This window comes from Prevotella sp. P2-180 (assembly GCF_002251435.1).
GTDB lineage: Bacteria > Bacteroidota > Bacteroidia > Bacteroidales > Bacteroidaceae > Prevotella.
Genome location: NZ_NPJI01000065.1, coordinates 36,845 through 61,781 on the forward strand (window position 1 = coordinate 36,845; position 24,937 = coordinate 61,781).

The following is a 24,937-nucleotide window of genomic DNA, read 5'->3' on the forward strand; positions in this document are numbered from 1 at the left end:
ATAATCTTTTAATTTTTTAATTCTTTAATCCTTTAATTCTTCTAGATCTTTCTTCCGTTCTTCCCGAACTTCACTACATTTCCGTTCTTATAATACCATGCGGTGATACCATTCTTGTTCTTCACAACCTTTATTGGATCCCCAATGGCCAGTCTCACCTCCTCTTTGGTGAAACCCTTGGCTATACGTCCTTGGCGAATGAGCTTCATGTTTTTCGCAGAGACGTTCTTGCCGGCTGCACCTTCGCCAAACAGGAAGCCGTAGTAGTTCTCCTTCTTGCCGTCAATGTCACCAGCCACGTAAGTGTTTTTGAATGTCACCTCCATAATATACTGGTAACCGTCTTTTGCGCTTTGCAGACTCATCTTCACGTATGTGCTGTTGTCGATAGGTTCAATCTTCTTGATCGTAAACTGCGACAGGCGTGGCACTCTCACCTTCTGTCCCATCAGGTCAATCATGTCAACAGCATATTTCGTGTAAACATGACGTCCGATATATTTGTTATACGATTCAGCTATGTCCTTCTTTGCGTCATCAAGGGCAAACGAGCCATAGAAGAGGTTTTTGGTCTTCTTCATGATAAACTCGTCGTCGCGCATGCCGCAATTGGTCTTGCTCATGGCCACATTCTGGAAGAACTGGTTGCCGTCGCTGTCTTCCACAATAATCTTCACCGGGAAACTTCTTGTTCCTACACCAATGGCCACCACCTTCACCTCCTTGTTCAGGTCTACTGCCACTTCCTTGCAGCCGTCGCTGTAATAGTCAGTGTCTACAAAAAATTCTGTGGTGCGGGTATAGAGAGTGGAACCCATCAGCAGTTCGCGGGCCTTGTCCACATCGCCAAGATAAGCCAGTGTAGGCACGCCAAGCTTCAGGTAGCAGTAGTCGTCAAACGTACCGTTGGGAATAGGGTAGTAGTAGTCGTTGTTGTCGTCTTCGCAGTGAAAGTTCACGAGTGCGGTACCGTCCTTGGCCACACTATGCCCCTTATATACCATAATCTTGTGTTTCAGTTTTCCGCAGCTTACGTCGCGGTTGGTTTTTGCGTCACAAAACGCTCCCACCACCAGGTCATACTTCTCAGGCATGACCATAAATCTCATGCCTTCCGTCCAGTTGCAAAGTTTCATGTTCTTGAAGTTCGCACCGATGAAGTCAGTGGGTTCTTCGGTAGCCTCTTCAGCAGCCTGTTCGTTTGCGGTCACGGTTGATTCTGCCTTCTTGGCTCCCTTTGTCTTGACAATGTACGAGTTTTGTGCCATGGCTCCCATTACAGTCAATGCCATGCAAAATGCTGATAAATATCTTCTCATCGATTTTAGAATTTAATGTTCTATGAAGTGATTATTCGTCTAAAGTTACTTTTGCAGACAAAATTACTACATTATTTTATATAAGCAACTAAATAAATCATTTTTTTAGGTATATTTAACGTTTTATGTTTATATGACAAAATGTCAGTCGCTTGTCATTTGGCACACCCTTTGCCTCCCCCGAAAATGAGAGCGCAATACTGTTTGTCGCTTTCAGTGTTCTATAACATGTTTAATAACTCAACTTTTCGGAAGAAAGGGAAATAGTTGACTCATTCGAAAATAAAAAAAATAATAATAAAAAAAGAAAGAATTATGGGAAAGATTATTGGAATCGACTTAGGAACAACTAATTCATGTGTTGCCGTATTCGAAGGCAACGAACCAGTTGTAATCGCCAACAGCGAAGGCAAGCGCACAACTCCTTCTGTAGTTGGCTTTGTTGAAGGCGGAGAACGTAAGATTGGCGACCCTGCAAAACGTCAGGCCATCACCAATCCGAAGAACACCGTCTACAGTATCAAGCGCTTCATGGGTGAAACCTATGAGCAGACCGCCAAGGAAGTGAGCCGCGTGCCTTTCACGGTTGTCAATGAGGGTGGCTATCCTCGTGTTGACATCGACGGACGCAGATACACTCCGCAGGAGATTTCTGCCATGGTGCTCCAGAAGATGAAGAAGACTGCCGAGGACTATCTCGGACAGGAGGTTACGGATGCCGTAATCACCGTTCCTGCCTACTTCTCCGACTCTCAGCGTCAGGCCACTAAGGAGGCTGGTCAGATTGCCGGTCTTAACGTACGCCGTATCGTCAACGAGCCTACCGCAGCCGCTCTTGCCTATGGTGTCGACAAGGCTAACAAGGATATGAAGATTGCCGTGTTCGACCTCGGTGGCGGTACATTCGATATCTCTATCCTCGAGTTCGGTGGCGGTGTGTTTGAGGTGCTCTCCACAAATGGTGATACCCACCTTGGTGGCGACGACTTCGACCAGGTGATCATCGACTGGCTTGTACAGGAGTTCAAGAACGACGAGGGTGCCGACCTCACTGGCGACCCTATGGCAATGCAGCGTCTTAAGGAGGCTGCCGAGAAGGCAAAGATCGAGCTCTCCAGCTCTACCTCTACCGAGATCAACCTTCCTTACATCATGCCTGTTGGCGGTGTGCCAAAGCACCTCGTAAAGACTCTCACTCGCGCCAAGTTCGAGCAGCTCGCCCACTCTCTTATCCAGGCTTGTCTCGTACCTTGCCAGAACGCTATGCGCGATGCCAAGCTCAACACAGCCGACATCGACGAGGTAATCCTCGTGGGCGGTTCAAGCCGTATCCCTGCCGTTCAGACTCTCGTGAAGAACTACTTCGGCAAGGAGCCTTCTAAGGGTGTTAACCCCGACGAGGTGGTAGCCGTAGGTGCCTGCATCCAGGGTGCCATCCTTAATAAGGAGGGTGGAGTAGGCGACATCGTACTGCTTGACGTAACCCCGCTTACTCTTGGTATCGAGACCATGGGTGGCGTGATGACCAAGCTCATCGATGCAAACACCACCATTCCTTGCAAGAAGAGCGAGGTGTTCTCTACCGCAGCCGACAACCAGACCGAGGTAACCATCCACGTACTCCAGGGTGAGCGTCCTATGGCAGCCCAGAACAAGTCCATCGGACAGTTCAACCTCACCGGCATCGCTCCCGCACGCCGTGGTGTACCACAGATTGAGGTAACCTTCGACATCGACGCCAACGGTATCCTCAAGGTGTCAGCCAAGGACAAGGCCACAGGCAAGGAGCAGGCCATCCGCATCGAGGCTTCATCAGGCCTGAGCAAGGAAGAGATCGACCGCATGAAGGCCGAGGCAGAGCAGAACGCCGCAGCCGACAAGGCAGAGCGCGAGCGCATCGACAAGCTCAACCAGGCAGACTCCCTCATCTTCACCACCGAGAACTTCCTGAAGGACAACGGCGACAAGCTGCCAGCCGACCAGAAGCCAGCTATCGAGCAGGCACTCCAGCAGCTCAAGGACGCCCACAAGTCACAGGACATCGCAGCCGTAGACTCAGCTATGAACAACCTCAACCAGGTAATGCAGGCCGCCTCTGCCCAGATGTACCAGCAAGCCGGTCCTCAGGCCGGACCTCAGCCAGGCGCCGGTCAGAACGCCGGAGGACAAGGCTCCCAGCAGTCACAAGGCGACAACGTCCAGGATGCCGACTTCGAGGAAGTGAAGTAAGCGAATATAGAAATAAGAATACATAATCAAATGGAAAGCGTGTAGCTCTGGTGAGTTACACGCTTTTCTTGTTTTTGGCCGTACACAATAATATTGCTATCTTTGCGTTATTATTATAAACATCTGTACCCCATTTGTATCTCAACACTATTTTTGCACTGGCAATAAGCCAAATCATAGTAAAATCAAACTTGAAAATATGAAGTCATTTGTAATATTCGCCATTGTCGTGACCGTAATGTAACATGCAAATTTAAATGCATCATTTTTTCGTAAAGTAAATGCATCACCTGTATTTTTTTTGATATATCAATATGTTCTTATTGCTTTACAACTCCTTCTTCTTTTCAAAGATTGTTTTGCGATTTTCCATTCTATAACTATTTCCATCATTATGTAAAGCTTTACATAAGTCAGGGCAGTAACTTTGCTAAGAAAAATGGGCATCGGCAAGTGGAATAGACACTACAAAACAGGAAAAACCTTTCGAGTTCTGTGATTGCTTCAAACTGACAGTCACGCAGTTGACCTCAGTAGTTATCTGTGCATAAAAAAAATGCCAAGATTGGCAGTTTTTTAATGTAAAACTTGTGTAGTAGAATAAAAAACGTTAAGAATGTAAGCCACTATCCAAATACTATTTCTCTGATATAGGTTTGAGAAATGCCATCTTAGATATGCGTCAACAAGAGGAAACGCACATCATGGAGCATGCCACGTCGCAATAAAGAAGGCATACTGACAATAGGTCTTTTCGATTTCCTTCTAAAAGAGGATAGTTTGGATATATAATAAGTGTAAACATCTATTATTTCGGTTGATAAATGTTAAAAAGCAGTTATATTATAACTATTTTTACTCTAAATCCTTTGTAAAATCAAATTTAATTGCTATTTTTGCAGCAATTCTACAAAATCAAGTGTATAATGATATTAAAAATCGAATTTGAGAATTTCTTTTCTATTAGAGATAGGATAAGAATCGACTTTAGAGCAGGAAACATCAATACAGCTCTTGCACGGGAGTTAATCCATAATGTGATGGCGTGGAACGGTGTGCCAGTACTTAAATCCATTGGACTCTTTGGTCCAAACGCTTCTGGCAAATCGAATATTCTGAAAGCCATTACTTTTTGCTGTAGAATGATTTTGGAGTCACACCTCTACAATGAAGGTGCGATATTCAATTTCGAACCTTTCAAATTCGATGGTTGGCAAGATAAATCAAGTAAGTTCTTGATTGATTTTGTGTGCGATGATGTGGAATACGAATACGCTTTTGAATTAACTCGTGAACGTATTATCAGCGAAAGTCTATATCATTACCCAGTTGGCAGACGTGCAAAGATATTTGTTCGTGATGCAGAAGGAAAATACAGCTTTGGTACTGGCGTTATGGCTAAGCCTTCGGATGTGGTTACAAACACCAGTGAGAGGAACCTTTTCCTAAGTCGTGCCAGCTCGATGAACAGAGAAATTGCTCAAAAGCTATATCGTTATTTCATGAATCAATTCCTGCTTGGACTTGTAAATGTGAATGACATGATGGTGCTGGACAGTTTCAATGCCTACAAGAAGGTGATACTCAAAGCACTTGAAATATGCGATACGGATATTACTGACATCGAGGCAAGGAAAGAGCAAATGCCAGCTCCTGTGGTTGTGCCTGGACAAACGGAACTGTCATACAAGCTGGTGGATGTGCTTCGCTTCAAGACGTACCATCGCAACCAAAAGGACATTATGTTCGACATGGATATGGAAGAATCTAATGGTACAAGAAAACTATTCCAGATTCTGATACGACTCTTGGATGTGGTAAAGAATAAGAAGAGCATTATGATGGACGAGTTTGACATGGGACTTCACACTCGTCTGGCTGATTTCATTCTCGACTTGATTCATGCCTCAGAGAGCAGTCAGTTATTGTTCACTTCCCATAACACGAACCTTATCGATGTTAAACGACTGAGACGTGACCAGATTGTTTTTGTCAACAAGTCGGAGCAAGGTGCAACGGAAGTGTATTCATTATACGACTTTAAGGATTTCCGTGAGAACATGGATGCCGAAAAGGGGTATATACAAGGGCGCTTTGATGCTGTGCCTTATGTTGATTCTTCGGTATCAAGTATCAAACAATTATTGGAAGATTGATTATGGCAAGCAAAAGAGAACCGTCACCGTCTTTGCGAATGCGAAAGATTGCCCTTGTTATTTGCGAGGGCGAAACAGAGGTCTGCTATATCAACCTACTAAAATCGTGGTATAAGTCACCTATCAGAATCATTTCGCACATAGAAGGCACGAAAATCACGCCATCGTTGGTTGAGAAGCGTACAAAGGAACTCAAAATCTCTCAATGGGATAAGGTGCACACATTCCTCATGTACGACATGGATGTACAAGCCATCAATGAGAAATTGCGTAAATGTAAGGCTGAAATGCTTTTAAGCAACCCTTGTTTTGAGATATGGTTGCTGCTTCATGCCAAAGACCAAAAAGCTGCCATCGAAACGGATGCACTCATCAAAGAGTTGAAGAAAAGCGCATCTTTGTGGAAGAATTATTCCAAATCGGCCTTTACCGACACACAAAAGTCTTTCTTAAACAACAACACGGATATTGCTGTTACAAGAGCAAAGGAACTGCATGAATTCCAGAATCCATCAACAGGCATTTATAAATTGATTGAATTTCTTAAAGAGGTAGGAAGTAAAAGGAATGTTGTAATATGATTAAGTCTATAAAAATCCTAAATGAAGCCTCGTTTAAAGAAGAGGTAATGATTGAGAACCTGCAAAAGGTAAATATTATCTATGGTGCTAATGGTACTGGAAAAAGTACTATTAGCAAAGTGTTGAGTGATACTGAGGGTAAATATCCTGAGTGTTTTATTGATTGGACTGATGATACTCCGCTTGATGTTTTGACATACAACAAGGATTTCCAAGATCGAAACTTTGTTGAAAATATGCCTGGGATATTTACCCTAGGTGAAGCAACTATAGAAAAAGAGAAAATTATAAAGGAAAAAAATGAGCAACTCAACCAAATAGAGGAAGAAGGGAAAAATTATCAGAAGAATATTGATAAACTGAAAGAAAAGAAAAATACAGAAGAAAGTAATTTAATGCAGTACCTATGGGATAATATCTATAGAAGGTATTCTGAGTTTTCTGATGCTTGTAAAGGGTTTAAAAAGAAGGAAACGTTTAAAGACAAAATTTTAGAGAGCTTCAGTATATTTGAAGATGATGTGCCGGAAGTTGATGTTCTTAGGAAAAAAGCATATCAGCTTTTTGGTGAAACACCAATCACACATGCTCTTATAGAAACTATTAACGCCTCTATTTTATTCAATATTGAGGAATCTGAATTGTGGAAAAAGGTTGTAGTGGGTAAACAGGATATTGATATTGCTGCTCTAATTAAGAAATTGGGAATGTCTGACTGGGTTAGCCAAGGATTGCAGTTTCTAGAAGATGGAAGTGATGTATGTCCTTTCTGCCAGCACCGCACTATTAATGGGGATTTTAGAAAGAAACTGAATGATTTCTTTGATGAGGGATATAAGAAGAATGTTGCTGAAATAAACAACATGCAAGCCAACTATAAAGCATCTTGTAACGATATTGTTTATAAGCTGAAAGTTATGGTAGAGGGGCAAAAAGGTATGCCAAAGAGCTTTCTTGATATAATTCAGATAGAATCATTAATCAAAGCTCTTAATGCGACAATCTCAGAAATATATGGGAGTATGACTCAGAAGGCAAAAGAACCTAGTAGGCAGATTACATTACCTTCCACCAAAAACATAATTGAGAAAATAAATGCTCTTATCAAAAGTGCAAATGATGAAATTGTCAAGCATAATAATCTTGTGAATAACTTTAATAGCGAGAGGGACAACCTGATAAAGAGTATATGGCGGTTTTTCGTGAAATCTGAATATGTAAAACTGAAAGCCTACGATAAATTGTGTAAGGACACTGTTAAGGGCGTATCTGCTTTAGACGTGAAGATTAAAGATGCTAGAAAGAGATATTTGGAACTAAGGACAGAAATCAGAAAACTAGAAACTAACATGACAAGCGTAAAGCCTACAGTTATAAAAATGAATAAGATGCTGTCAGGCTTTGGCTTCACAGGTTTTCACATTGAAGAAACCGTTGAAGGCCATAATCAATACCACGTTGTAAGAGAAAATGGAGAATTGGCGTATAAAACACTAAGTGAGGGTGAAATCACTTTCCTGACCTTCTTGTATTATATGCAGTTAGTGAAAGGTAGTTTTAGTGATAGTGGTATTACCAGTAGCAGGGTGTTGGTTATAGATGATCCTGTTTCAAGTTTGGATAGCAGTGTTCTTTTTGTTGTAAGCACGTTGATTAGGGAGTTATTCACAACTATTCATGAGGGAAATACCAATATTAAGCAGGTTATACTGCTTACTCACAATGTTTACTTCCACAAAGAAGTTTCTTTTCTTGATAGATATTGCAAATGGAGGGATGATGTTTATTTCTGGATATTGAGAAAGAATGACAATATCTCTTCAATACAACCCTTTATGAAGGATAACCCGATAAAGAGTTCATATGATTTGCTATGGCATGAATACAAAAACTCTAATCATGTTAAATCGCATGTGATAATACAGAATATCATGCGTAGGATTATTGAGAACTACTTCCAGATATTAGGTGGATTTAGTCCTGAATATATCCTTGAGAAATTTGAAGTTCCAGAAGAAAGAAAAATATGCAGATCTTTGCTAAGTTGGGTTAATGATGGTTCTCATTCTTTTCCAGATGACATCTTCGTTGAATTGTCTGAAGAGCAGCTTGGACGTCATAAGGCTGTGTTCAAAAAAATATTTGAGAAGATGAATCAGCTGGAGCATTACGAAATGATGATGCGACCAGTTACTAAAGAAGGTGAAAGTAGTGTTAGTACTGAAGAGAGTTAGAGTATGCCAGCAACAAAGAATGCCTTTGAGAGGCATAAAGTATTAGACAGATGCTTCAGAGACCGAAGCAAAAGGTACTTTATGGATGACCTGATAGATATTGTCAATAAGGATACATACTATTATTATGGGACTGAAGTCTCAGATAGAACCATCAGAAAAGACATCAGCTATATGATGGATAGTGAGGGCTATTCTGCCCCCATCAAAAAAGGCATGGTGGGGCATAAGGCCTATTATTACTATAGTGACCCAGACTTTTCTATTATGAATATGCCCTTAACCCAAGAGGATATGGGGAGACTGGAGGAAATGATAAGGATGCTTGGCAGGCTAAAAGGTTTGCCCAACTACCTTTGGATAGAAGAAACACTGACTAGATTGGAAGATACGTTCCATCTAGGCGAAAGGCCTTATGGCATTGTTGCTTTCGACCACAATCCTTATTTAAGAGGCATGAAGCACTTTGAGCCACTGATGGATGCTATTATGAATCAAAAAGTACTATACGTATATTACTATAAGTATAGAAAGACCACCAAGAAAAGGGAAATACATCCTTACCAATTAAGGCAATTCAACAACAGATGGTTTTTAATAGGAATGGAACCAGACATGGCAGATAAACTGCCATTAGTGAACTTGCCTCTTGACCGTATAGATAAGTTTGAAAAAGCAAAAGATGTGGTATACCAAACTTATCAAGGTATGAACTTTGACGAGTACTTTGGTCAAGTGGTAGGTGTGTCTGTCAATATCAAAGCGAAAAAGGAAAAAGTTGTGTTAAAGGTGGGATATCCTGATGCAGAGTATATGATTTCCAAACCGATGCATAGCAGCCAGAAGATAATTGAGCAGAATGAGAACTATGTTTTGATAGAGATGAGCCTAATTTTAAACTATGAATTTGAGACTGCACTGCTAGGGTTTATGAACAACTGTCAGATAGTGGAGCCAAAGAGTTTGCGGAACAAAATAAGAAATAGAGCCGAGGAAATAGTTAAAAATTGTAAATAGAAAAGAGATTTCTGAAACAATGAAGTAAGGCTGCAATCTTAGAGCCTACTTTTGCGGTGTAAATTTGAATTAGTAACATTTTTAATATATTGAATTATGAGATTGACCGCAAAAGAAATTATTGCAGATTTCGATGCTCATCTTCAGAAGAGCTCGAAACAGTATTATTCTAACTTTTATGTTGGAATAACCAATAACATTGAGCGTAGGCTATTTGTTGAGCACAATGTAAGTAAGGAAAATGCCTGGTGGATATACCGTACTGCTACAGACAAGGCTACAGCCCAAAAGGTGGAGGAGTACTATCTGGCTAAGGGCATGGAAGGTGACACTGGCGGAGGTTCTGATGACAGTGTGTATGTGTACTGCTATGAAATTACTAACACCACTAAAGAGTAGAAACCATGCAGTATCAAGTTTATGACCTACATCAGTGTGGTAAAGGAGAACAAGTCCAAGTAACACTCAGTGGCAATGCTGCCAACGTGAGACTAATGGATAGTTCCAACTATAACAACTACAAACATGGGCGCCGCCATAGCTATTATGGCGGACTCATGAGACGTTCGCCATCTGTACTAACGATTCCTCGTTCAGGTCATTGGTATGTGACCATTGACCTTGGAGGTTTAAGAGGTTCTGTAAGATCTTCTGTACGTAAACTGCCCAGCCCTCTACCTGAATACAGAGAGCCTCCTTTATCTTCAGTTCCCTCATTGTTGCATAAAGAGCCTATTACTATTGGTGACTCTGAAGACAGTTGTATGGAATATGATGTGTTTATCTCACATGCTTCTGAGGACAAAGATAGTGTGGTGCGCCCATTAGCGCAAGCACTAGTGACCAAAGGGCTGAAGGTTTGGTATGACGAGTTTGAGCTAAAGATTGGCGACAGTCTTCGAAGAAAGATAGACAGAGGCTTAGCTAAGAGCAAATTTGGTATCGTAGTACTGTCTCAGTCTTTCATAAAAAAAGGCTGGACTAACTATGAACTAGATGGTATTATTTCCAAAGCCAACACAGGAGAGCAGGTACTCCTGCCTATCTGGCATGGCATTACCAAGCAAGAGGTGTTAGACTACTCGCCATCACTCGCCGACAAAGTAGCCCGTAATACAGCTTCATATACGGTTGAAGAAATTGCAGAAGAAATTACAGAGTTAATAAATGGATAGAGAAAATTATTACGGCTGCCTGAAACATGCAGCCACTTTAATCCCCGAAAAGGACGGGTAAAGATTGAATATGGCAACAAATCCCCCAAGTGGCGATGGCCACAGAAACGGAATGGTGCGCCAGAGAAGTCAAGTTCTGAACCCAAAGACTGGCATTTGGACAAAACGTGGCCCTAATGGACAGTTTATGGATGGCAAACAGGACGGAACACCATTCAAAGGCGTTAGAAAAGAAAAGTGATTTAAGAATGTGCCTCGCTGATGAAACTCAACGGGGCATTTTTTAATTTAAGTATAATTTACGTGAACGAAGGAATGACATTGTGCCATTTAAAATCACAACGAGACAAAGATTCTACAGCTCCATAAAATCTCTTCGAAAAACTCAATGAGGCACTTAAGATAACCGTGAAGACAGACTCATACGGCTGTGCCGACGAGACTTACCACAAGATATTGGTAAAGGAAAAGAACAAGGACGGCAAGGGGATAAAGAACGGATATATTTGGGTTTTCCTTGCCGTGAACCTCGGCCTCGTATATTTTTTCTATTGCCGCGGGTCGAGGGGGTCGGATGTTTTCTTCGAGTTCATCCGCGGCTTTAAGGGAGCCTTTCAGTCAGACGGCTACAGGACATACAAGAGCGCGGGAAAATGGTTCCTCAGGCTTGCCTGTTTCCAACATGTGAAAAGGAAGTTCCTCGACTGCGGAGACGACTTCGACTGCAAGGTGATAGTCAGGCTGATAAACCACATTTACCACCTGGACCACAAACACAGGATCGGACAAAACGGGTGGACCGAGGCGAAGCACAGAAAATGGAGGAAGGACATGTGTAAGCCGATAATGAAAATCATAAGGAAAAAGCTCGACCGTATGGCAGCCGACAAGACGATATTGCCAAAGACAGAGAAATATGACGCGGTGCACTACATGCTCGGAGAATGGGATGCGCTGATGAACATCTTCAAAAGGGGAGACTATCATCTGGACAACAACGACATCGAGAGACTAAACCGCTACATCTCGTTATCACGGAGAAACTCGCTGTTCTTCGGTTCTCACAAGGGGCCGAACGGGGAGCCATGTTCTATTCTCTCGTGTGCTCGTGCAGACTCAACGGCGTGAACTTCTTCGAATACATATCGGACGTTATTAACAAAGCGGCAGCATTGCCGCCAAACACGCCGCTGGAAAAATACAGGATGCTTCTGCCTGACAAATGGAAAGAAAACCGCTAAGTGAGCTCTTAGCGGTTTTTTTTGATATATGCAATACGTCATCGCGGAGACGCTTACATGTTTCTTTGTACTTTGTATATGTGGTTTTATGCATACATTTGCATATTATTTGTACCTTGATAAACGTAATATATTGATTATCAACACACTTTATATTTGAGGAGGTGAAGTAAGCACATATAGAAATAAGAATACATAATCAAATGGAAAGCGTGTAGCTCTGGTGAGTTACACGCTTTTCTTGTACTATTATTTTTTATCAAATAATAATTTCAACTGTTTGTCAAAGTCACTCATAATCTCATGGTCTTGAATGACACGGAACTTGTCATATTCTGTGAGTGCCTTTTCTACCGCCTGTTCGTGAGTCACACGCCCTGCATCTGGAAGTAACGGACGGTTGTTCAAATCCATATAGCGCTGTAGTAGAGCCGACCAGTCTGCCATAGTCATTAAGATATGGTCTTCTGCACGTTGCTCTGCAATGTCTATAAAGGCATTGCTCAACCTGTTCAACGAATCAACTTCCTTTTCGCTGAGATAGTTCTTGGCCACAGTAACATCCGACTTGATGACTCTTCCGTCTGGCGCATTCTTCCATGTTGTCAAACCCATATGAGGGCGTTCGGCATCCGCACGGTCATAGATAATCTCGGCAGCGGTCTGTTTTGTTACGGCATAATGCATTATGTTCTGCACCGTCTTAAAGAATAACTGCGTTTGTTCTGAATCTTTATCGTAATCAGAACTACACTCACTGTATATGTCTGTAATCTTTTGATAATAACGTCGCTCGCTGATACGAATCTCACGGATGCGGTCAAGCAAATCATCGAAGTAGTCTGCCCCGAATACGTTCTTTCCCTTCAGTCGCTCATCATCCAACACAAATCCTTTGGTAAGGTATTCTTTCAGAACCTGTGTTGCCCATATACGGAACTGAGTTGCCTCATAGCTATTCACACGATAACCCACGGCAATGACCACATCAAGGTTATACATCATCACCTCGCCAGACCATTTGTCCGAAGGTATCCTAATTTTTCGGATAGTGTCGGACAAATGTATTTCTCCGCTTTCATCAATTTGTTTAAGATGATAATTAACTGTACGAACGTCGATACCAAATAACTCTGCCATTCTCTGTTGTGAAAGCCAGAAAGTATTGGTGTCGAAGATAACTTGAACCTGTACTTTTCCATGTCCACTTCTATACATGAGTACTGAAGACTCCATGCTTCTCACAGCAACATCTGGAGTCATGGTCGCACTGAAATATTGCTGAGCCGCCTTCACCATCTCTTTCTTTTGGTCGGCATTCATAGCCACAGCCATACAGGCCGCACGAGACAGACGGATGCTCGTCACCTCTCTGACAGCACCACTGCCCAGTTCCGCCATCTCTGTTATCTCCACAAAATGCTCACCCAGATGATAGCCCTTCTGTGAAGTCCATGCCTGTGCCTTGGCTATGACACGTTCAAAGTTCCAGTATTTGCCATAGCCCATCACTCGCGCCAACTTGCGTGAGTTCCACCATTCCTTGCCATCAGCATCAACCTCTCTTAACTGCTTGAAAGGAGATTGGAGTTCGGGGATGTTGTTAGAATTTTGCTCCATATATATTTTTAACGTTTTCGTTGGATGTTGCTACAATTCACCGCTGTATGTTTTCACTGTTTGTACCAGAGATATAGGAATATGAGCCATTTATCTCTCCGTTTATGCCATCAGACTTCCAAAGATGAAAACCAATGTAACTCCAATAAGCCAACCTTTGCAGGTGTATTTTCTTGTATCATTGTTCTTTCAGTTTATTCTCTTATTAGTCTTATGGGGTATCTTACCCTCAAAGACTATGGTGCGATTATTTCCCAGTGCCCACCTTTGTCTGGGCCAATACGACGGATGACCCCTTGTTCCTGTAGTTTTCTTAAGTGCTCTTGCACGTTGCGAGAAGCGATATTTATTTCTTTGGAAATGGATTGTGCCGTAGCGTTCGGATTCTTACAGATAATTCTAACAATCTTAGCACGCGTCGTAGATAATTTTTCTACGATGCTATCTGCGATGTTTTCTGCGATGTTTTCTACGACATCACCGCCAACTTTACCGCCAGTTTTACCGCCATCCTCTTTGGTATAACTCTGTGAGACTCTCACATCAACCTTGAATGCCGTGATAAGATTGACGTTGAACTCTGCGGGTTGGTTGCCATTTTCCTTCAGGTCAGTCTGGACTTGGCCTACACCTCGATTGAACATATTGACATAGCCCAGTGTCTTCATGGCACTGGCAACAAGTGGGTTGCGATAGTCGTTAACACTGGGGAAATTCTCAGGACGGGCATTGCCATACAAGCCGCCTGCATTCAGAATCTCCAGATGGCTGGCAAACTCATAGAAGCGAAGTGGCGTATTACTCTGCATATCGCGGTGCATACAGGCGTTAAGAAGAAGCTCTCGGATAGCCTGATAGGGGTAGTTACTGACCATCTCCTCGCGAAGGATAGAAACGAAAACGGGTTTCTTCTTGATAACAGACAACTCCAAAAGCGATTCCAGACGTGGCAACAATTCACAATAATTGCCTTCCAACTGCATTTCGTTCTCCACCTCACTGGTCACGTCTTCACCCTTAAAACGTACATACTGCACATAAAGACCTGGCATGAAACGGCGTGGCTTGTAGCCAAACAGTACGACTGCTGCATATGTGGGGCATTGGTGCTCAGTGTCATACATGCCCACAGCGGCCATCTGTTCCTCGATAGGGCGCTTATCTGACTCCACTATCTCATTACCTAATAGCGGTATCAGATACTTTGTGCGCAGCAAGTCCGTGTTGACATCATTCAGTTTGGCAGCCAAACAAGGCATGGTGTCGAAGGTTGCCATGAATGACATTCTTCGTTCTGCTAGGATGCGTTCTTCAGCCTCCGATGCTATGTCACGACGAGGACCGATACGAATAAAAGTTCGTCCACGATAGCGCACAGGCGGCAGGTCGGACGGACTGACCTCAGCAACCAACAAATCACCTTCAGGGAACTGGAAACGGTCAACGCTCATAACAGGTATAGGAAGGATGTTTCCGTTGCTGCGTATGGCTGCAATCTTCTTCAGCAAGTCATCAGTGACCTTCAGACCTGACAACTCGCCATTGTCGAAAGCGCCCAATATCAAGTAGCCATTCTTTCGTGAATTTGGCAGATCGTTAGCAAAGGCACAGATGGCCTCTTGGAACTTATCCATGTCACCTGTTGACGTGGTTCGCTCCACACGATAGGTTTCCGTGCTATGCAGCAGTTCTTGTATTTCGTCTTTTGTTATCATTCGACTTATTTCTCTTGATTGAATTCATCCTGTCTCACCAACTCCTGTACCGGCACTTCAAGCGCATTTGCTATTGCAATGAGGGCTTCAAGGCTTGGTTGGGTGGTATTCTGCCAACCACTTGTTGTTTAGGTCGTGTTCTGCTAGAACGATTCTTATCCGATTTAATTTTGCCATGATAGATTTCTCTTATTTGAGGGCAAAGATACAAAAATTTATTCATAATTCAGCAGAATACACATAATTTTTATTGTTTATAGTGAAAATTTGATGATTTTATCAAGTATTTGTCGTTATCATTGGCACAAACAAGTCATTTTGACAACGTAATCACATTCCTCTTCGAGCATAATTTAACTTGCCTGTTTTTCTTTGTGTTTTATACTGATGGTGTGATAATTAGTCTCCAAGAATTATCTTTCTCAGTACGAGTGATATATCCCTTCTCTGTAAGGAGTCGTAACTGCTTGTTTACTGCTGTAACACTGATACCGGCAGCCTCTGCCAGTTGCGGGATGGTACTGTTCGGCTGCTCATACATGCGGTTAAGTATTACGCTGGTAGTAGCACTACGGAATTTCACGCGTTCGCCATCAAACCACCAAACATTATCTCCACGCTCAGTCAGGAACTGTATGTCATATGACACCTCGTCAATAAAAAGGTTCGTAAAGTAAGTAAGAAACTGCTGAATGTCACGCTTTGAGGCATGTGCGCCAAGTGAAGGGGCAGCTCCGACAGTAAGGTCAGTACGATGCAATGCCTCTAAATACTCTTTTTTCTTACGACTACGCACCACGATCATAGGATAATCATGGCGAGTGAGGATGTAGTTGACCATCAATCGGGCAATACGTCCATTGCCGTCTTCAAATGGATGAATACGAATGTAGCGATAGTGGAATATCGCAGCAAGCTCTATTGGAGTCAACTTTCCCGATCTTTCTGCATCGTTATACCAATCTACCAAATCGCTCATTAAAGCAGGAGTCTCTTCTGGTGTAGCATACTCAAATCGGTCACCATAACGAGTGATGACAGAATTTGGGCGCGTTTTGTATTGTCCTGCATGGATAACGTAACTTGTCTGAACCCCTCCAGGCAGATTGCGATACACTGTATAATCCTCTCGTAAGAGGGTCTTATGCAACGTTCGTATAAAATGCTGTGTCAAAGGAGTCTCTTTAAGCCTTGCTTCCTCCTTCATCATTTTCAGGCCAACATTGCTGGCGGTCATTTCGTGAACATCACGAACATCAGCCTCGCCAACTATCTTTCCGAACAGGAGTAATATCTCTGTCTGTCCATAAGTCAACGTATTACCCTCAATGTGGTTACTATTATAGTTGAAATCAATAGTGAATCGACGGCTAAGCATCTCTCTGTCTCTATCAGACAAGGGCTGCAAAGCGTTCCATTCGCTCATTACGTCTTCTATACTCTTCATATATACGGTTTTTGCAAGAATTTACACTAAAAGGTTTATTTCGTCAACCTTTACTGCGTGCAAAGTTACAAAATTCTCGTCAAATAATAGCAGTATAACACATAAAAAGGTGTATTCCAGCAACCTTTTTTAGTATTATTAGGCATTCTAGTGCTATTTCATCCATCATTTTTGTGATAACATGTTTGGGTCATCCGACATTTGTTGTTTGGCAGCCACATATATTATATAAGGTAAAAAAGAAAAGTCAATGTTAAAGTCAGAGAATTATGGCATCCATCAAATTAAAGTTCAGAACATCCTCCGTTCAGGAGAAAGAGGGCCGCCTGTACTATCAGGTCATCCACAACCGTGTGGTAAGGCAAATACAAACAGCATACAGAATCTATTCCTCAGAGTGGGATGCGGTTCATTCAAGCGTCATCCTGTCGTCTTCCGCCACTCCACAGCGCAATAATTACCTCCAGGAATTAAAAGAGACACTGGAAACAGACAGAAAGAAACTGCAGCTGGTCATTGCACGGTTGGACAAGGAGGGGCATCCTTACTCTGCAGACACCGTCGTTGAACACTTCCATGAAAGGAAGGAGTTGCAGGGCATCATCGGCTACACGCTGGAATTGAACGAGAAACTGAGACGCATCGGCAAGAAGCGGATGGTGGCAAGATACACCACCACCCTCAACAGCCTTCAGCGTTACCTGAAAGGAGACGATGTGCCGTTGGAAGAAATCGACGGCACGATGATACAGGGCTATGAGCAGTGGCTAAAGGACAGCGGACTGTGCCGCAACACCACTTCATTCTATATCCGTAACCTACGCACCATCTACAACCATGCCATTGACGACGGATTGGTCATCTCCTCCTCACCGTTCAAGCACGTCTATACCGGCATCGACAAGACCGTCAAGCGTGCCCTTCCCTTGGAAATCATCAAGCAGTTGAAAAATCTGGATTTGAGCCTGACCCCACGTATGGAACTTGCAAGGGATATTTTCCTGTTCAGTTTCTATACCCGTGGAATGTCGTTCATCGACATGGCACAACTTACACCAAGCAATCTGCATGGCGGCACGCTCACTTACCGCCGTCAGAAGACCTCGCAACAGTTGCACATCAAATGGGAACCTGCCATGCAGGAGATTGTAGAGAAGTACAAGACTGAAGATTCTCCCTATCTTCTCCCTATCGCCAAAGGGGAGGGCTCCCTATTCTGGAGGCAGTACAAGAATGCCTATAGCCGTATCACCAAGCAGTTGAAGAAAGTCGGAGAAATTATAGGCCTGTCCATACCGCTGACCACCTATGTTGCCCGCCACTCCTGGGCAAGCATAGCCAAGAGCAAGAATGTGCCCATTTCCACTATCAGCGAGGCATTGGGGCATGACTCCGAGAAAACCACACAGATATATCTCTCCTCATTGGACACCTCTGTAGTAGATAACGCCAACAATCTCATCATCAATTCTCTTTAGGAGGTGCAGTGACTCACTGCACCTTTCTTTCAATATTTATAACTATTGTATTGCGGTGAGATACCGCAACCACAAAAAAAACGGGGATTGTTGAGCAAAAAGGTGTTTCTCTCTTTAAGAGAAACTCCTCAGCGTTGCAAAATTACGGAAAATATTCCAAACCACCAAATTGTCTATCATTTTTTTTATAAAAAACACAAAAAACTATTGATTTTCGTCAATCGGATGTTTTGCAAATATGATAATTTACAGCGAAATCATGCCTATGTATCAACTGTTTAGCAAAACGATATTTCTCTTAAAGAGAGAAACACTTTTGCATACCTTATCCGAACGGTATTTCATGCCGGAAAGAAGGCCTTGCAAATAGTGGACTCGGAAAACTGAGAATAGATGACTATTGTAGTTGCAACACAAGGGAAGATTCTGATATACAGCCTGATACACACATCGGGGTGAACCATGAGTATGCTCTTTCCCTAAATAATACATGTCAAAATACTATGGCAAATGTACAGGACAAGGATAAACCACGGTGGTATGTCATGCGGGCCTACAAGAACGAGAGTACTGCCGAAGAGCGTCTCTCTCATAAAACGTATGGCCTGAAGCATTTCATACCCAAGCAGAAAGTCCTTCGCACCATCAACGGCGAGAAAACCCTTTGTATGGTACCCGTCATCCATAGTCTGGTGTTTGTATATGCAAGTCAAAGGCAGATTGTTGATTTCAAACACAATTATTATTACAATCTCCAGTTTGTCACATGGAAAACCGAAGATGAACTCGTCTATCTAACCGTGCCTGAAAAAGAGATGAAAAATTTCATCGAGGTGTGTAAACAGACGGAACAGGAGGTCCATTTCTATAAAATTGATGAAATCAACAAAGGCAAGGATAAGATTGACATCGCCAAAGGCAAGCGAGTAAGAGTGCATGGCGGACCGTTCGATCAGGTGGAAGGCTATTTCATAAAGATTGGCAGGAAGCGTGGTAAGCAACTCGTAGTCATCATTCCCGACTTGTTAGCGGTTTCCGCAGAAGTCGCACCGGAATATATTCAAGTCATAGACTGAAAGCTTATACAATGATGATAACCATCAAAGACATACGCAAAGGCCACCCTTTCGGAGTCTCCTCTACTACAGATGCCCGTTCCGTCCTCCATAGCCGGCAGCTGCTCAAAATCTGCACTAGTTTCACTGATAAAGGAAATATCAAATATTTTTATTAACTTTGCACTATGAAATCAGAAGAAAATTCCATAAAAGCAATCAGTGCCCAAGCGCATGGCGAGGCAGCCATCAACTGTGTCCGAATGGGTATAATCACACCCTATTTCTCTTAATAAAAAATAAAAATTTTATTTTATCTTGGCTTACGGGTCTTAAATGACCGCTTACTAACATCATTAATCTTTAATTATTTAATTTTTAATTTTTTTTCAATGCGAAAGCTACTCGATACAAAAGCCGGTGCCACCTTCTACGAAGAAATGCCGAATCTCACGTTGAGCACCCGAAAGGACTGCATAGAATTCATCTTTAAACTGAAGCCTGGCATATATGTCATTATCAACATGACCCGAGGCACAGGAGGCAAGATTATGCTCTATGCCAATTGGGACAAATACTTCATGCGTATGCAGAATCCCGATGTCCAACTGCCGAGAATCCAGAAGAACTGTCCAACTCTCTTTGCTGTTCTAACCGGCGAAGACAAGGACGACGTCAGTCTTCTAAGTCATAGAAACGCCCCTGCTCACGAAAGAGGATTTGGTGTCTTTTGTGATGGTGACGTCGATACCCCTCTCATCGCCCATATAGACAACAATCTATTGGACAAAGTGGCGATGCTGGTCAATAAGAACGTTGATATCTACAACGAGCTCAACACCACCCCGCCTTTCCCAGCCTGGAAAGACGGACTTCGCGACTTGTGGAATTGAAAATCAATCAATAATTATCAATATTGTGATTGAAGGTTATAAGCCGCAGGACTTTAGCTTTCTCACTGCAGTGAGAATTAGTACAACGTATAATTAATGTTATTAAAGTTAATTAAGGTTAGCAAAAGTTACAAAATAAACATTTCTTTTGCCGTTAGCAAAAAAATACGTAAATTTGTACCAAAATTAGAAAGATATGACATACAAGGCATTAGACATAGCAAAGAAATTAATCTTCAAGGCGCAGAACGACGAGCCCAACGGAGGCGAGCGTCTTACCAACCTGAAGTTGCAGAAACTGCTTTACTATCAGCAGGGCTATCATCTTGCAGCTTTTGGCACACCGTTGTTTTCTGAGAATGTAGAGGCATGGATGTACGGGCCTGTTGTACCAACTGTATATGACGTGTTCTCAGCATACGGTTCATCCGCTCTACCTGTAGTAGAATCGGAGATATCCCTCAGTGAAGAGGAGGAAATCTTGTTCAGTCAGGTATATGATGCCTATAGGGAGTTCTCAGCCATTGGATTGATGAACCGCACCCATACGGAGAGACCTTGGATTGAGGCAAAGCCCCACGACCGCGGTACTGTCATACCGTTGTCGAGCATGGAATCATATTTCAAGACTCAGATGCAATAGTTACAGTCATTATGGTAAAGAAGTTCGCCATCAAACAGCCCAAGCCTCATGCAGCCGTCATCGGCAAGCCTCAGGAAAGGATTGTGTTTGGCTTTTCAGAACTTCGCCCATACAGCTATGTCAACTGTCATAACGATACTTCGTTTTTCATTTCTTTTTTTGAGCGTTTAAAAAAACTCAGTAGTTTGGACTGGAACACAGTAAACACCTCAGCCCGCCACTCCTTCGGTTTTGAGAAGATGCAGGCTGACAGTCTCACCGCTGCTGCCAAGCAACATGTCCCTGTAGGAATGACAAGTCTCATGGTGTTCCGTGCCTCAGGCGACAACCATGTATTTTTGGGCTATCGCGACAACAACGTCTTTCAGGTTATATTCATTGAATACAACTTTGGCGACGTCTATTTCCACGGCAAGAAGTAATACGTTTTTATCATCAATTCTGTCACTTAAAGAAGCAACTTACGGATGAGAAAAACGGACTTGTACCTCTTAGAATATATACAAACAGAGATAAATGTTAAGGATGCATTGTATCAACGTATGGAAGAGGCTAATCGCCAAAGGAAGACATTGCAGCAACAGCAGTATGTAAGTAAGAGCCTCAAAAGGGCATTCGCAGAGTTGGAAGAAGCACGAACTACAAATATGGAACTTCCCGATGCTTCTGATTTGTTTAAACTGATAGATAAACAATGAAGGTCAAATAAGACAATCTTCATCAATCAACGGCATGCCGGCAATCCGCCCCTGCGGATGAAGGATCGTCCCCTTCTGTCGTACCAACAAGCAAGTAATAATTTACGATAAATTTACGGATAATTAATGGACATTAGCGTTCACCCCAACCCCGTCCGCTTGCGGACAATCTAAGTCGTCACATGTAGACCCTGTTGTCGTTAATAAATATCTTTATCAGTGATAATCAGCAATCAATCATCATCAATCCGCATGGGCGCCCACGGCGCATAAACACTCGCACTATGTGCGTTAAACACTCGCAATTCTATTGCGTCAAATAATCGCAACTCTGTTGCGTAGATAATCACGAGCAACCCCGCAGGGGCGAGAGCTTGTTTGCGAGTACAGGCCCAGCCGGCCAGGCTTTAAGTCCTTTTCCCGACCCGAAGCCTTTAATCTTTAAAATCTTTAATTTTTTAATCTTTAATTTTTTAATCTTTTTTGGTACGAGTACCAAGTCCGTTTCGCGTTTACCGGACTAAAATAATTAAACGCGCTGCTTTTAAAAACTCAATATAATAATTTAAACATTATGAAAGTATTTGTTTCCGGCTTCTTCAACAGAGGCCAACAGAACGAGTATGTGGAGTTGGAAGCAGCATCCAAGTGCTCTCTCGAAGGTATGATGCTCATGCGTTATCACTATGGCAAGAACTACTTGCCAGTCCAAGGCGATACGCGAGTCTATCTTTTCCCTGACATTAACCTTAGGAAGGGAAATCTGGTTCGTCTTTACACCTTCCACCATCCAGGTAAGAAGAAAGATAAAGACGAAACTCTCGGCAAGACCGTCTATAACCTTTCTTGGGATCTCGACCGCACGATGTGGGAAGGCACTGACGTGGAGGTACAAGTGATGGACACCGGCGATAGCGTCGGTTTAGCCCCATACGATTCGACCTCCGATTCCGTCAGGATTACCGACGACCATCAGGTAGGGATGCTCGATCCCGACTCACTCCTTGCAAACATGATGCTCGGAGCCATTGATGGCCGTGTAAACGTCATCGGCAAAGATGGAGAAGTCGTCCCGGTTGAAGAAACCGATGTCCCACAGAATGTTAAGGACGCCGTCAAGTCAAAAGACCTCGACAAGGCATTCGCCTTATTATTAGCAGAGAGTGCGAAGTAACTCACGGTGCTGCCACGCACTGTGCGTGGCAGCACTATAAACACCACAACAGAAGTTTATATTCAGAGTTGTAAAGTTACATTTTGTCAGTTATTCTCCAGTCCGAGATAAAATATCTCAAGGACAAACAGAATGCCTGACCGTCACATGTTTAAAAATACAATCAAATAGATAATCCTTATATCCCTGAAACCCCAGTAAACACTGGGGCTCTGGTGTATTGCAATAGGGATTGGTTGCTTACAAATATTGTAGTGGAAGGTTATAAGCCGCAGAACTTTAGCTTTTTTCACCGCAGTGAAAAAATTGTACAACATAAAAAAGCTTAAAAGAAAGCGGTTTCGTAATAATGGTCGTTCACATAAAAGTGTCAGAGTGTATACTTTTACCCAGTCAGTAAACTTAAAAATAAAATAACATAATGAATTGGTTTCGATATTATATTTTACAGCAACGATATACAATCCAGGATCTTAAGAATCCAAAAAGTATTTTGAGCGAAAAAGACAGAAGTATGGTAAAAATTCTGATTATTGATAATGAGGATTTTACTAAAGAGAATGGATTGAGAAGATTAGGATACAATATACAAAAGTATGATGATCTTGAGTCATTAGAGGCTGCACAGGCATTTCATATCATTATAAGCGACGTTTCTGGGGTAGGCGTGAAACTTGGGTCTCCTCAAGAGGGTGCTTTCTTGCTTAATCAACTTCGCAAAAAGTACCCGATGAAGGAATTTGCTGTCTATTCTGGCAAACTCTATAACACTGAGATGACAGAATTGATTCAAGGAATGAATATCATTCAAAAAGATCAAACTTGTGATGATTGGTCTGAAGATATTGATACTCTAATCAGAAAAGTAACAAATCCAAAGCAAATATGGCAAAGGATTGCTAAAACTATGATAGAAAATGATGTGCCCACATCTGTATTAGAAAAGATGGAACATGAGTATGTAGAAGTAATATTAGATAATAAAGGGGATTTCTCAAAGTTCCCGTCAGATAATTGTAAAAAAAATATTGACAGCAATATAACAGGAATAATCCATTCATTAGTTGCTGGAATCGTCCTTTTGCCATTTTCTGCAACAGTATGATACATATACCCTTTCCTCATAGACTTTGTGAAAATCTGTCAGAATCGCATGATGGGACTCTTTTCAGATGTCCAACTTTTTGCAAAACATTACGGCCAAAATGTGCAGAATTCTATAATAGCATAAGTGATTCGAATAAGATATTTACATGCCCGTATGGCTTTGCTGTTCAAAAGTTCCAACTGGAAGAAAATCCTGTTTTCTTTATTGGATTATCAATAGAAGGAGTAAATCCTAAAAAAGATGTTGAGAGGAAATATGCAAAGTTTGATAATGTAATAAGACTTTCAAAAAAACAGTATCAGTCATTTTGTCAAGAAACTGAGTTTACACATTTACTTATGTCCTCAGAAAATAGCATAAAGCAGGATGCAGAGATGCGCAACGTAAAGGTGGCAGAACTTCAGATGTTCCTTGAAGATACAATGCATGAGGTTCGGAAAATCAACAATCAGTTAAAAACTTCAATAGAGAACTTGCAAGAGTCATTAGAATCTGATGACAGTCATATTTGGAATATAATACAGACAATGTATGGCAACACGAACCTTCTTTCTATCCGCCTTGGTTTCTATGACTATATGATGAATCCCCAGCTGATGCTTGGAGCAGGAAAAACAGATGTCCATATCTATAGAAAATTTGAGAAAGTATATAAGTGCTTGTATCCAGATAAAACAAGTAAAGGTCTAAATGTGATTATGGAAGGTAAATCATACGGCATGTATTCTGCTTCTTCTATGCTGGAGATTGCATTTTTCATAATCATTGAAAATGCCATAAAATACTCTCCAATTAATGAGACTGTACACATTATATTTAATGAGGATAAACAAATGAACCAACTAACAGTGTCTATAGAGAATTGGGGACCATTTGTGGAAACAATAGAAAAAGACAAATTGTTTGAACGGGGATATCGAGGACTCAGAGTTATAAAGGCACGCAAAACAAAAGGGCAAGGCATAGGAATGTATCTGTTGAAACAAATCTGCGTATCTAATGATGTGAAACTGCAAGTATATACAAGAGATATGAAGTTCTTTGATGGAGATAAGTACTGTACTTTTGGTGTGCGTTTAGTGTTCGATAATTTAATTTTCTGAAAAAGAACACATAGACAGAGCACTTGCAAAGCAGGTTCACAGGAGTGCAAA

At 42.1% G+C, this 24,937-nt stretch carries 21 protein-coding genes and 1 pseudogene; 18 read left to right on the forward strand and 4 right to left on the reverse strand.

Features of this window, described 5'->3' with window-relative positions:
• Nucleotides 1–41: 41 nt before the first annotated feature.
• Nucleotides 42–1,292, reverse strand: a complete 1,251-nt coding sequence (locus tag CIK98_RS08900) for a hypothetical protein (RefSeq protein ID WP_141210484.1) — start codon at nucleotides 1,290–1,292, stop codon at nucleotides 42–44.
• A gap of 342 nt (nucleotides 1,293–1,634) precedes the next feature.
• Here CIK98_RS08900 and dnaK point away from each other — a divergent pair, with 342 nt between their 5' ends.
• From dnaK to CIK98_RS08950, 9 genes and pseudogenes are all read left to right on the forward strand, one after another.
• Entirely contained in the window at nucleotides 1,635–3,548 is a 1,914-nt protein-coding gene (dnaK, locus tag CIK98_RS08905; RefSeq protein WP_094383934.1) for a molecular chaperone DnaK, read from the forward strand.
• A 926-nt stretch (nucleotides 3,549–4,474) separates the two neighbouring features.
• Nucleotides 4,475–5,704: an ATP/GTP-binding protein gene (locus CIK98_RS08915; RefSeq protein WP_094383888.1), complete on the forward strand. Its 1,230-nt coding sequence runs from the start codon at nucleotides 4,475–4,477 to the stop codon at nucleotides 5,702–5,704.
• Between the two features lie 2 nt (nucleotides 5,705–5,706).
• Nucleotides 5,707–6,285 (forward strand): RloB family protein, encoded by a 579-nt coding sequence (locus tag CIK98_RS08920; RefSeq protein WP_094383889.1) that lies wholly within the window; start codon nucleotides 5,707–5,709, stop codon nucleotides 6,283–6,285.
• On the forward strand, nucleotides 6,282–8,519 hold the full coding sequence (locus CIK98_RS08925) for an AAA family ATPase (protein WP_094383890.1): 2,238 nt from the start codon (nucleotides 6,282–6,284) through the stop codon (nucleotides 8,517–8,519). Before CIK98_RS08920 ends, CIK98_RS08925 begins: the two co-directional genes overlap by 4 nt.
• A 3-nt stretch (nucleotides 8,520–8,522) precedes the next feature.
• Nucleotides 8,523–9,536 carry a YafY family protein gene (locus CIK98_RS08930; RefSeq protein WP_094383891.1) on the forward strand — a complete coding sequence of 338 codons (1,014 nt, stop codon included), beginning with the start codon at nucleotides 8,523–8,525 and terminating at the stop codon, nucleotides 9,534–9,536.
• 96 nt (nucleotides 9,537–9,632) lie between these two features.
• Nucleotides 9,633–9,935: a hypothetical protein gene (locus CIK98_RS08935; protein WP_094383892.1), complete on the forward strand. Its 303-nt coding sequence runs from the start codon at nucleotides 9,633–9,635 to the stop codon at nucleotides 9,933–9,935.
• Nucleotides 9,936–9,940: 5 nt separating this feature from the next.
• A complete protein-coding gene (locus CIK98_RS08940; RefSeq protein WP_094383893.1) occupies nucleotides 9,941–10,711 on the forward strand; it encodes a DUF1883 domain-containing protein in 771 nt (256 codons plus the stop codon).
• Nucleotides 10,712–10,781: 70 nt separating this feature from the next.
• Nucleotides 10,782–10,952, forward strand: a complete 171-nt coding sequence (locus CIK98_RS18130) for a hypothetical protein (RefSeq protein ID WP_094383894.1) — start codon at nucleotides 10,782–10,784, stop codon at nucleotides 10,950–10,952.
• Nucleotides 10,953–11,095: 143 nt separating this feature from the next.
• Nucleotides 11,096–11,839 (forward strand): annotated as a pseudogene (locus CIK98_RS08950) (transposase); the annotation flags it as partial.
• 362 nt (nucleotides 11,840–12,201) lie between these two features.
• Here the strand turns inward: CIK98_RS08950 and rhuM are convergent.
• The 3 genes from rhuM to CIK98_RS08965 all read right to left on the reverse strand — a co-directional run bounded on the left by rhuM (nucleotide 12,202) and on the right by CIK98_RS08965 (nucleotide 16,734).
• Complete coding sequence (gene rhuM, locus CIK98_RS08955) at nucleotides 12,202–13,572, reverse strand: RhuM family protein (RefSeq protein WP_094383896.1); 1,371 nt, start codon at nucleotides 13,570–13,572, stop codon at nucleotides 12,202–12,204.
• A gap of 236 nt (nucleotides 13,573–13,808) precedes the next feature.
• Nucleotides 13,809–15,287 carry an RNA-binding domain-containing protein gene (locus CIK98_RS08960; RefSeq protein ID WP_094383897.1) on the reverse strand — a complete coding sequence of 493 codons (1,479 nt, stop codon included), beginning with the start codon at nucleotides 15,285–15,287 and terminating at the stop codon, nucleotides 13,809–13,811.
• Nucleotides 15,288–15,666: 379 nt separating this feature from the next.
• Nucleotides 15,667–16,734 carry a Fic family protein gene (locus CIK98_RS08965; protein WP_094383898.1) on the reverse strand — a complete coding sequence of 356 codons (1,068 nt, stop codon included), beginning with the start codon at nucleotides 16,732–16,734 and terminating at the stop codon, nucleotides 15,667–15,669.
• A 269-nt stretch (nucleotides 16,735–17,003) separates the two neighbouring features.
• On the opposite strand from CIK98_RS08965, the gene CIK98_RS08970 reads away from it, so the two are divergent.
• The 9 genes from CIK98_RS08970 (at nucleotide 17,004) to CIK98_RS09015 (ending at nucleotide 24,886) form a co-directional block, all read left to right on the forward strand.
• Nucleotides 17,004–18,212 carry a site-specific integrase gene (locus tag CIK98_RS08970; protein WP_094383899.1) on the forward strand — a complete coding sequence of 403 codons (1,209 nt, stop codon included), beginning with the start codon at nucleotides 17,004–17,006 and terminating at the stop codon, nucleotides 18,210–18,212.
• 503 nt (nucleotides 18,213–18,715) lie between these two features.
• Nucleotides 18,716–19,288: a UpxY family transcription antiterminator gene (locus CIK98_RS08980; protein WP_094383900.1), complete on the forward strand. Its 573-nt coding sequence runs from the start codon at nucleotides 18,716–18,718 to the stop codon at nucleotides 19,286–19,288.
• Between the two features lie 371 nt (nucleotides 19,289–19,659).
• Nucleotides 19,660–20,160: a hypothetical protein gene (locus CIK98_RS08985; protein ID WP_094383901.1), complete on the forward strand. Its 501-nt coding sequence runs from the start codon at nucleotides 19,660–19,662 to the stop codon at nucleotides 20,158–20,160.
• A gap of 196 nt (nucleotides 20,161–20,356) precedes the next feature.
• Nucleotides 20,357–20,803 (forward strand): Panacea domain-containing protein, encoded by a 447-nt coding sequence (locus CIK98_RS08990; RefSeq protein ID WP_094383902.1) that lies wholly within the window; start codon nucleotides 20,357–20,359, stop codon nucleotides 20,801–20,803.
• Between the two features lie 11 nt (nucleotides 20,804–20,814).
• Nucleotides 20,815–21,225: a hypothetical protein gene (locus tag CIK98_RS08995; protein WP_094383903.1), complete on the forward strand. Its 411-nt coding sequence runs from the start codon at nucleotides 20,815–20,817 to the stop codon at nucleotides 21,223–21,225.
• Between the two features lie 120 nt (nucleotides 21,226–21,345).
• Entirely contained in the window at nucleotides 21,346–21,501 is a 156-nt protein-coding gene (locus CIK98_RS18135; RefSeq protein WP_172409881.1) for a hypothetical protein, read from the forward strand.
• Between the two features lie 574 nt (nucleotides 21,502–22,075).
• Nucleotides 22,076–22,675, forward strand: a complete 600-nt coding sequence (locus tag CIK98_RS09005; protein ID WP_094383905.1) for a hypothetical protein — start codon at nucleotides 22,076–22,078, stop codon at nucleotides 22,673–22,675.
• 514 nt (nucleotides 22,676–23,189) lie between these two features.
• Nucleotides 23,190–23,780 carry a hypothetical protein gene (locus tag CIK98_RS09010; protein ID WP_141210485.1) on the forward strand — a complete coding sequence of 197 codons (591 nt, stop codon included), beginning with the start codon at nucleotides 23,190–23,192 and terminating at the stop codon, nucleotides 23,778–23,780.
• Nucleotides 23,777–24,886: a sensor histidine kinase KdpD gene (locus CIK98_RS09015; protein WP_094383907.1), complete on the forward strand. Its 1,110-nt coding sequence runs from the start codon at nucleotides 23,777–23,779 to the stop codon at nucleotides 24,884–24,886. The genes CIK98_RS09010 and CIK98_RS09015 overlap by 4 nt, the downstream gene beginning before the upstream one ends.
• Nucleotides 24,887–24,937: the final 51 nt, after the last annotated feature.

What these genes read in the sequence shown, in the direction of transcription:
- CIK98_RS08900 (WP_141210484.1), bottom strand. Translation starts at nt 1,292, where the DNA reads ATGGCATTGACTGTAATGGGAGCCATGGCACAAAACTCGTACATTGTC.
- dnaK (WP_094383934.1), top strand. Translation starts at nt 1,635, where the DNA reads ATGGGAAAGATTATTGGAATCGACTTAGGAACAACTAATTCATGTGTT.
- CIK98_RS08915 (WP_094383888.1), top strand. Translation starts at nt 4,475, where the DNA reads ATGATATTAAAAATCGAATTTGAGAATTTCTTTTCTATTAGAGATAGG.
- CIK98_RS08920 (WP_094383889.1), top strand. Translation starts at nt 5,707, where the DNA reads ATGGCAAGCAAAAGAGAACCGTCACCGTCTTTGCGAATGCGAAAGATT.
- CIK98_RS08925 (WP_094383890.1), top strand. Translation starts at nt 6,282, where the DNA reads ATGATTAAGTCTATAAAAATCCTAAATGAAGCCTCGTTTAAAGAAGAG.
- CIK98_RS08930 (WP_094383891.1), top strand. Translation starts at nt 8,523, where the DNA reads ATGCCAGCAACAAAGAATGCCTTTGAGAGGCATAAAGTATTAGACAGA.
- CIK98_RS08935 (WP_094383892.1), top strand. Translation starts at nt 9,633, where the DNA reads ATGAGATTGACCGCAAAAGAAATTATTGCAGATTTCGATGCTCATCTT.
- CIK98_RS08940 (WP_094383893.1), top strand. Translation starts at nt 9,941, where the DNA reads ATGCAGTATCAAGTTTATGACCTACATCAGTGTGGTAAAGGAGAACAA.
- CIK98_RS18130 (WP_094383894.1), top strand. Translation starts at nt 10,782, where the DNA reads ATGGCAACAAATCCCCCAAGTGGCGATGGCCACAGAAACGGAATGGTG.
- rhuM (WP_094383896.1), bottom strand. Translation starts at nt 13,572, where the DNA reads ATGGAGCAAAATTCTAACAACATCCCCGAACTCCAATCTCCTTTCAAG.
- CIK98_RS08960 (WP_094383897.1), bottom strand. Translation starts at nt 15,287, where the DNA reads ATGATAACAAAAGACGAAATACAAGAACTGCTGCATAGCACGGAAACC.
- CIK98_RS08965 (WP_094383898.1), bottom strand. Translation starts at nt 16,734, where the DNA reads ATGAAGAGTATAGAAGACGTAATGAGCGAATGGAACGCTTTGCAGCCC.
- CIK98_RS08970 (WP_094383899.1), top strand. Translation starts at nt 17,004, where the DNA reads ATGGCATCCATCAAATTAAAGTTCAGAACATCCTCCGTTCAGGAGAAA.
- CIK98_RS08980 (WP_094383900.1), top strand. Translation starts at nt 18,716, where the DNA reads ATGGCAAATGTACAGGACAAGGATAAACCACGGTGGTATGTCATGCGG.
- CIK98_RS08985 (WP_094383901.1), top strand. Translation starts at nt 19,660, where the DNA reads ATGCGAAAGCTACTCGATACAAAAGCCGGTGCCACCTTCTACGAAGAA.
- CIK98_RS08990 (WP_094383902.1), top strand. Translation starts at nt 20,357, where the DNA reads ATGACATACAAGGCATTAGACATAGCAAAGAAATTAATCTTCAAGGCG.
- CIK98_RS08995 (WP_094383903.1), top strand. Translation starts at nt 20,815, where the DNA reads ATGGTAAAGAAGTTCGCCATCAAACAGCCCAAGCCTCATGCAGCCGTC.
- CIK98_RS18135 (WP_172409881.1), top strand. Translation starts at nt 21,346, where the DNA reads ATGGAAGAGGCTAATCGCCAAAGGAAGACATTGCAGCAACAGCAGTAT.
- CIK98_RS09005 (WP_094383905.1), top strand. Translation starts at nt 22,076, where the DNA reads ATGAAAGTATTTGTTTCCGGCTTCTTCAACAGAGGCCAACAGAACGAG.
- CIK98_RS09010 (WP_141210485.1), top strand. Translation starts at nt 23,190, where the DNA reads ATGGTAAAAATTCTGATTATTGATAATGAGGATTTTACTAAAGAGAAT.
- CIK98_RS09015 (WP_094383907.1), top strand. Translation starts at nt 23,777, where the DNA reads ATGATACATATACCCTTTCCTCATAGACTTTGTGAAAATCTGTCAGAA.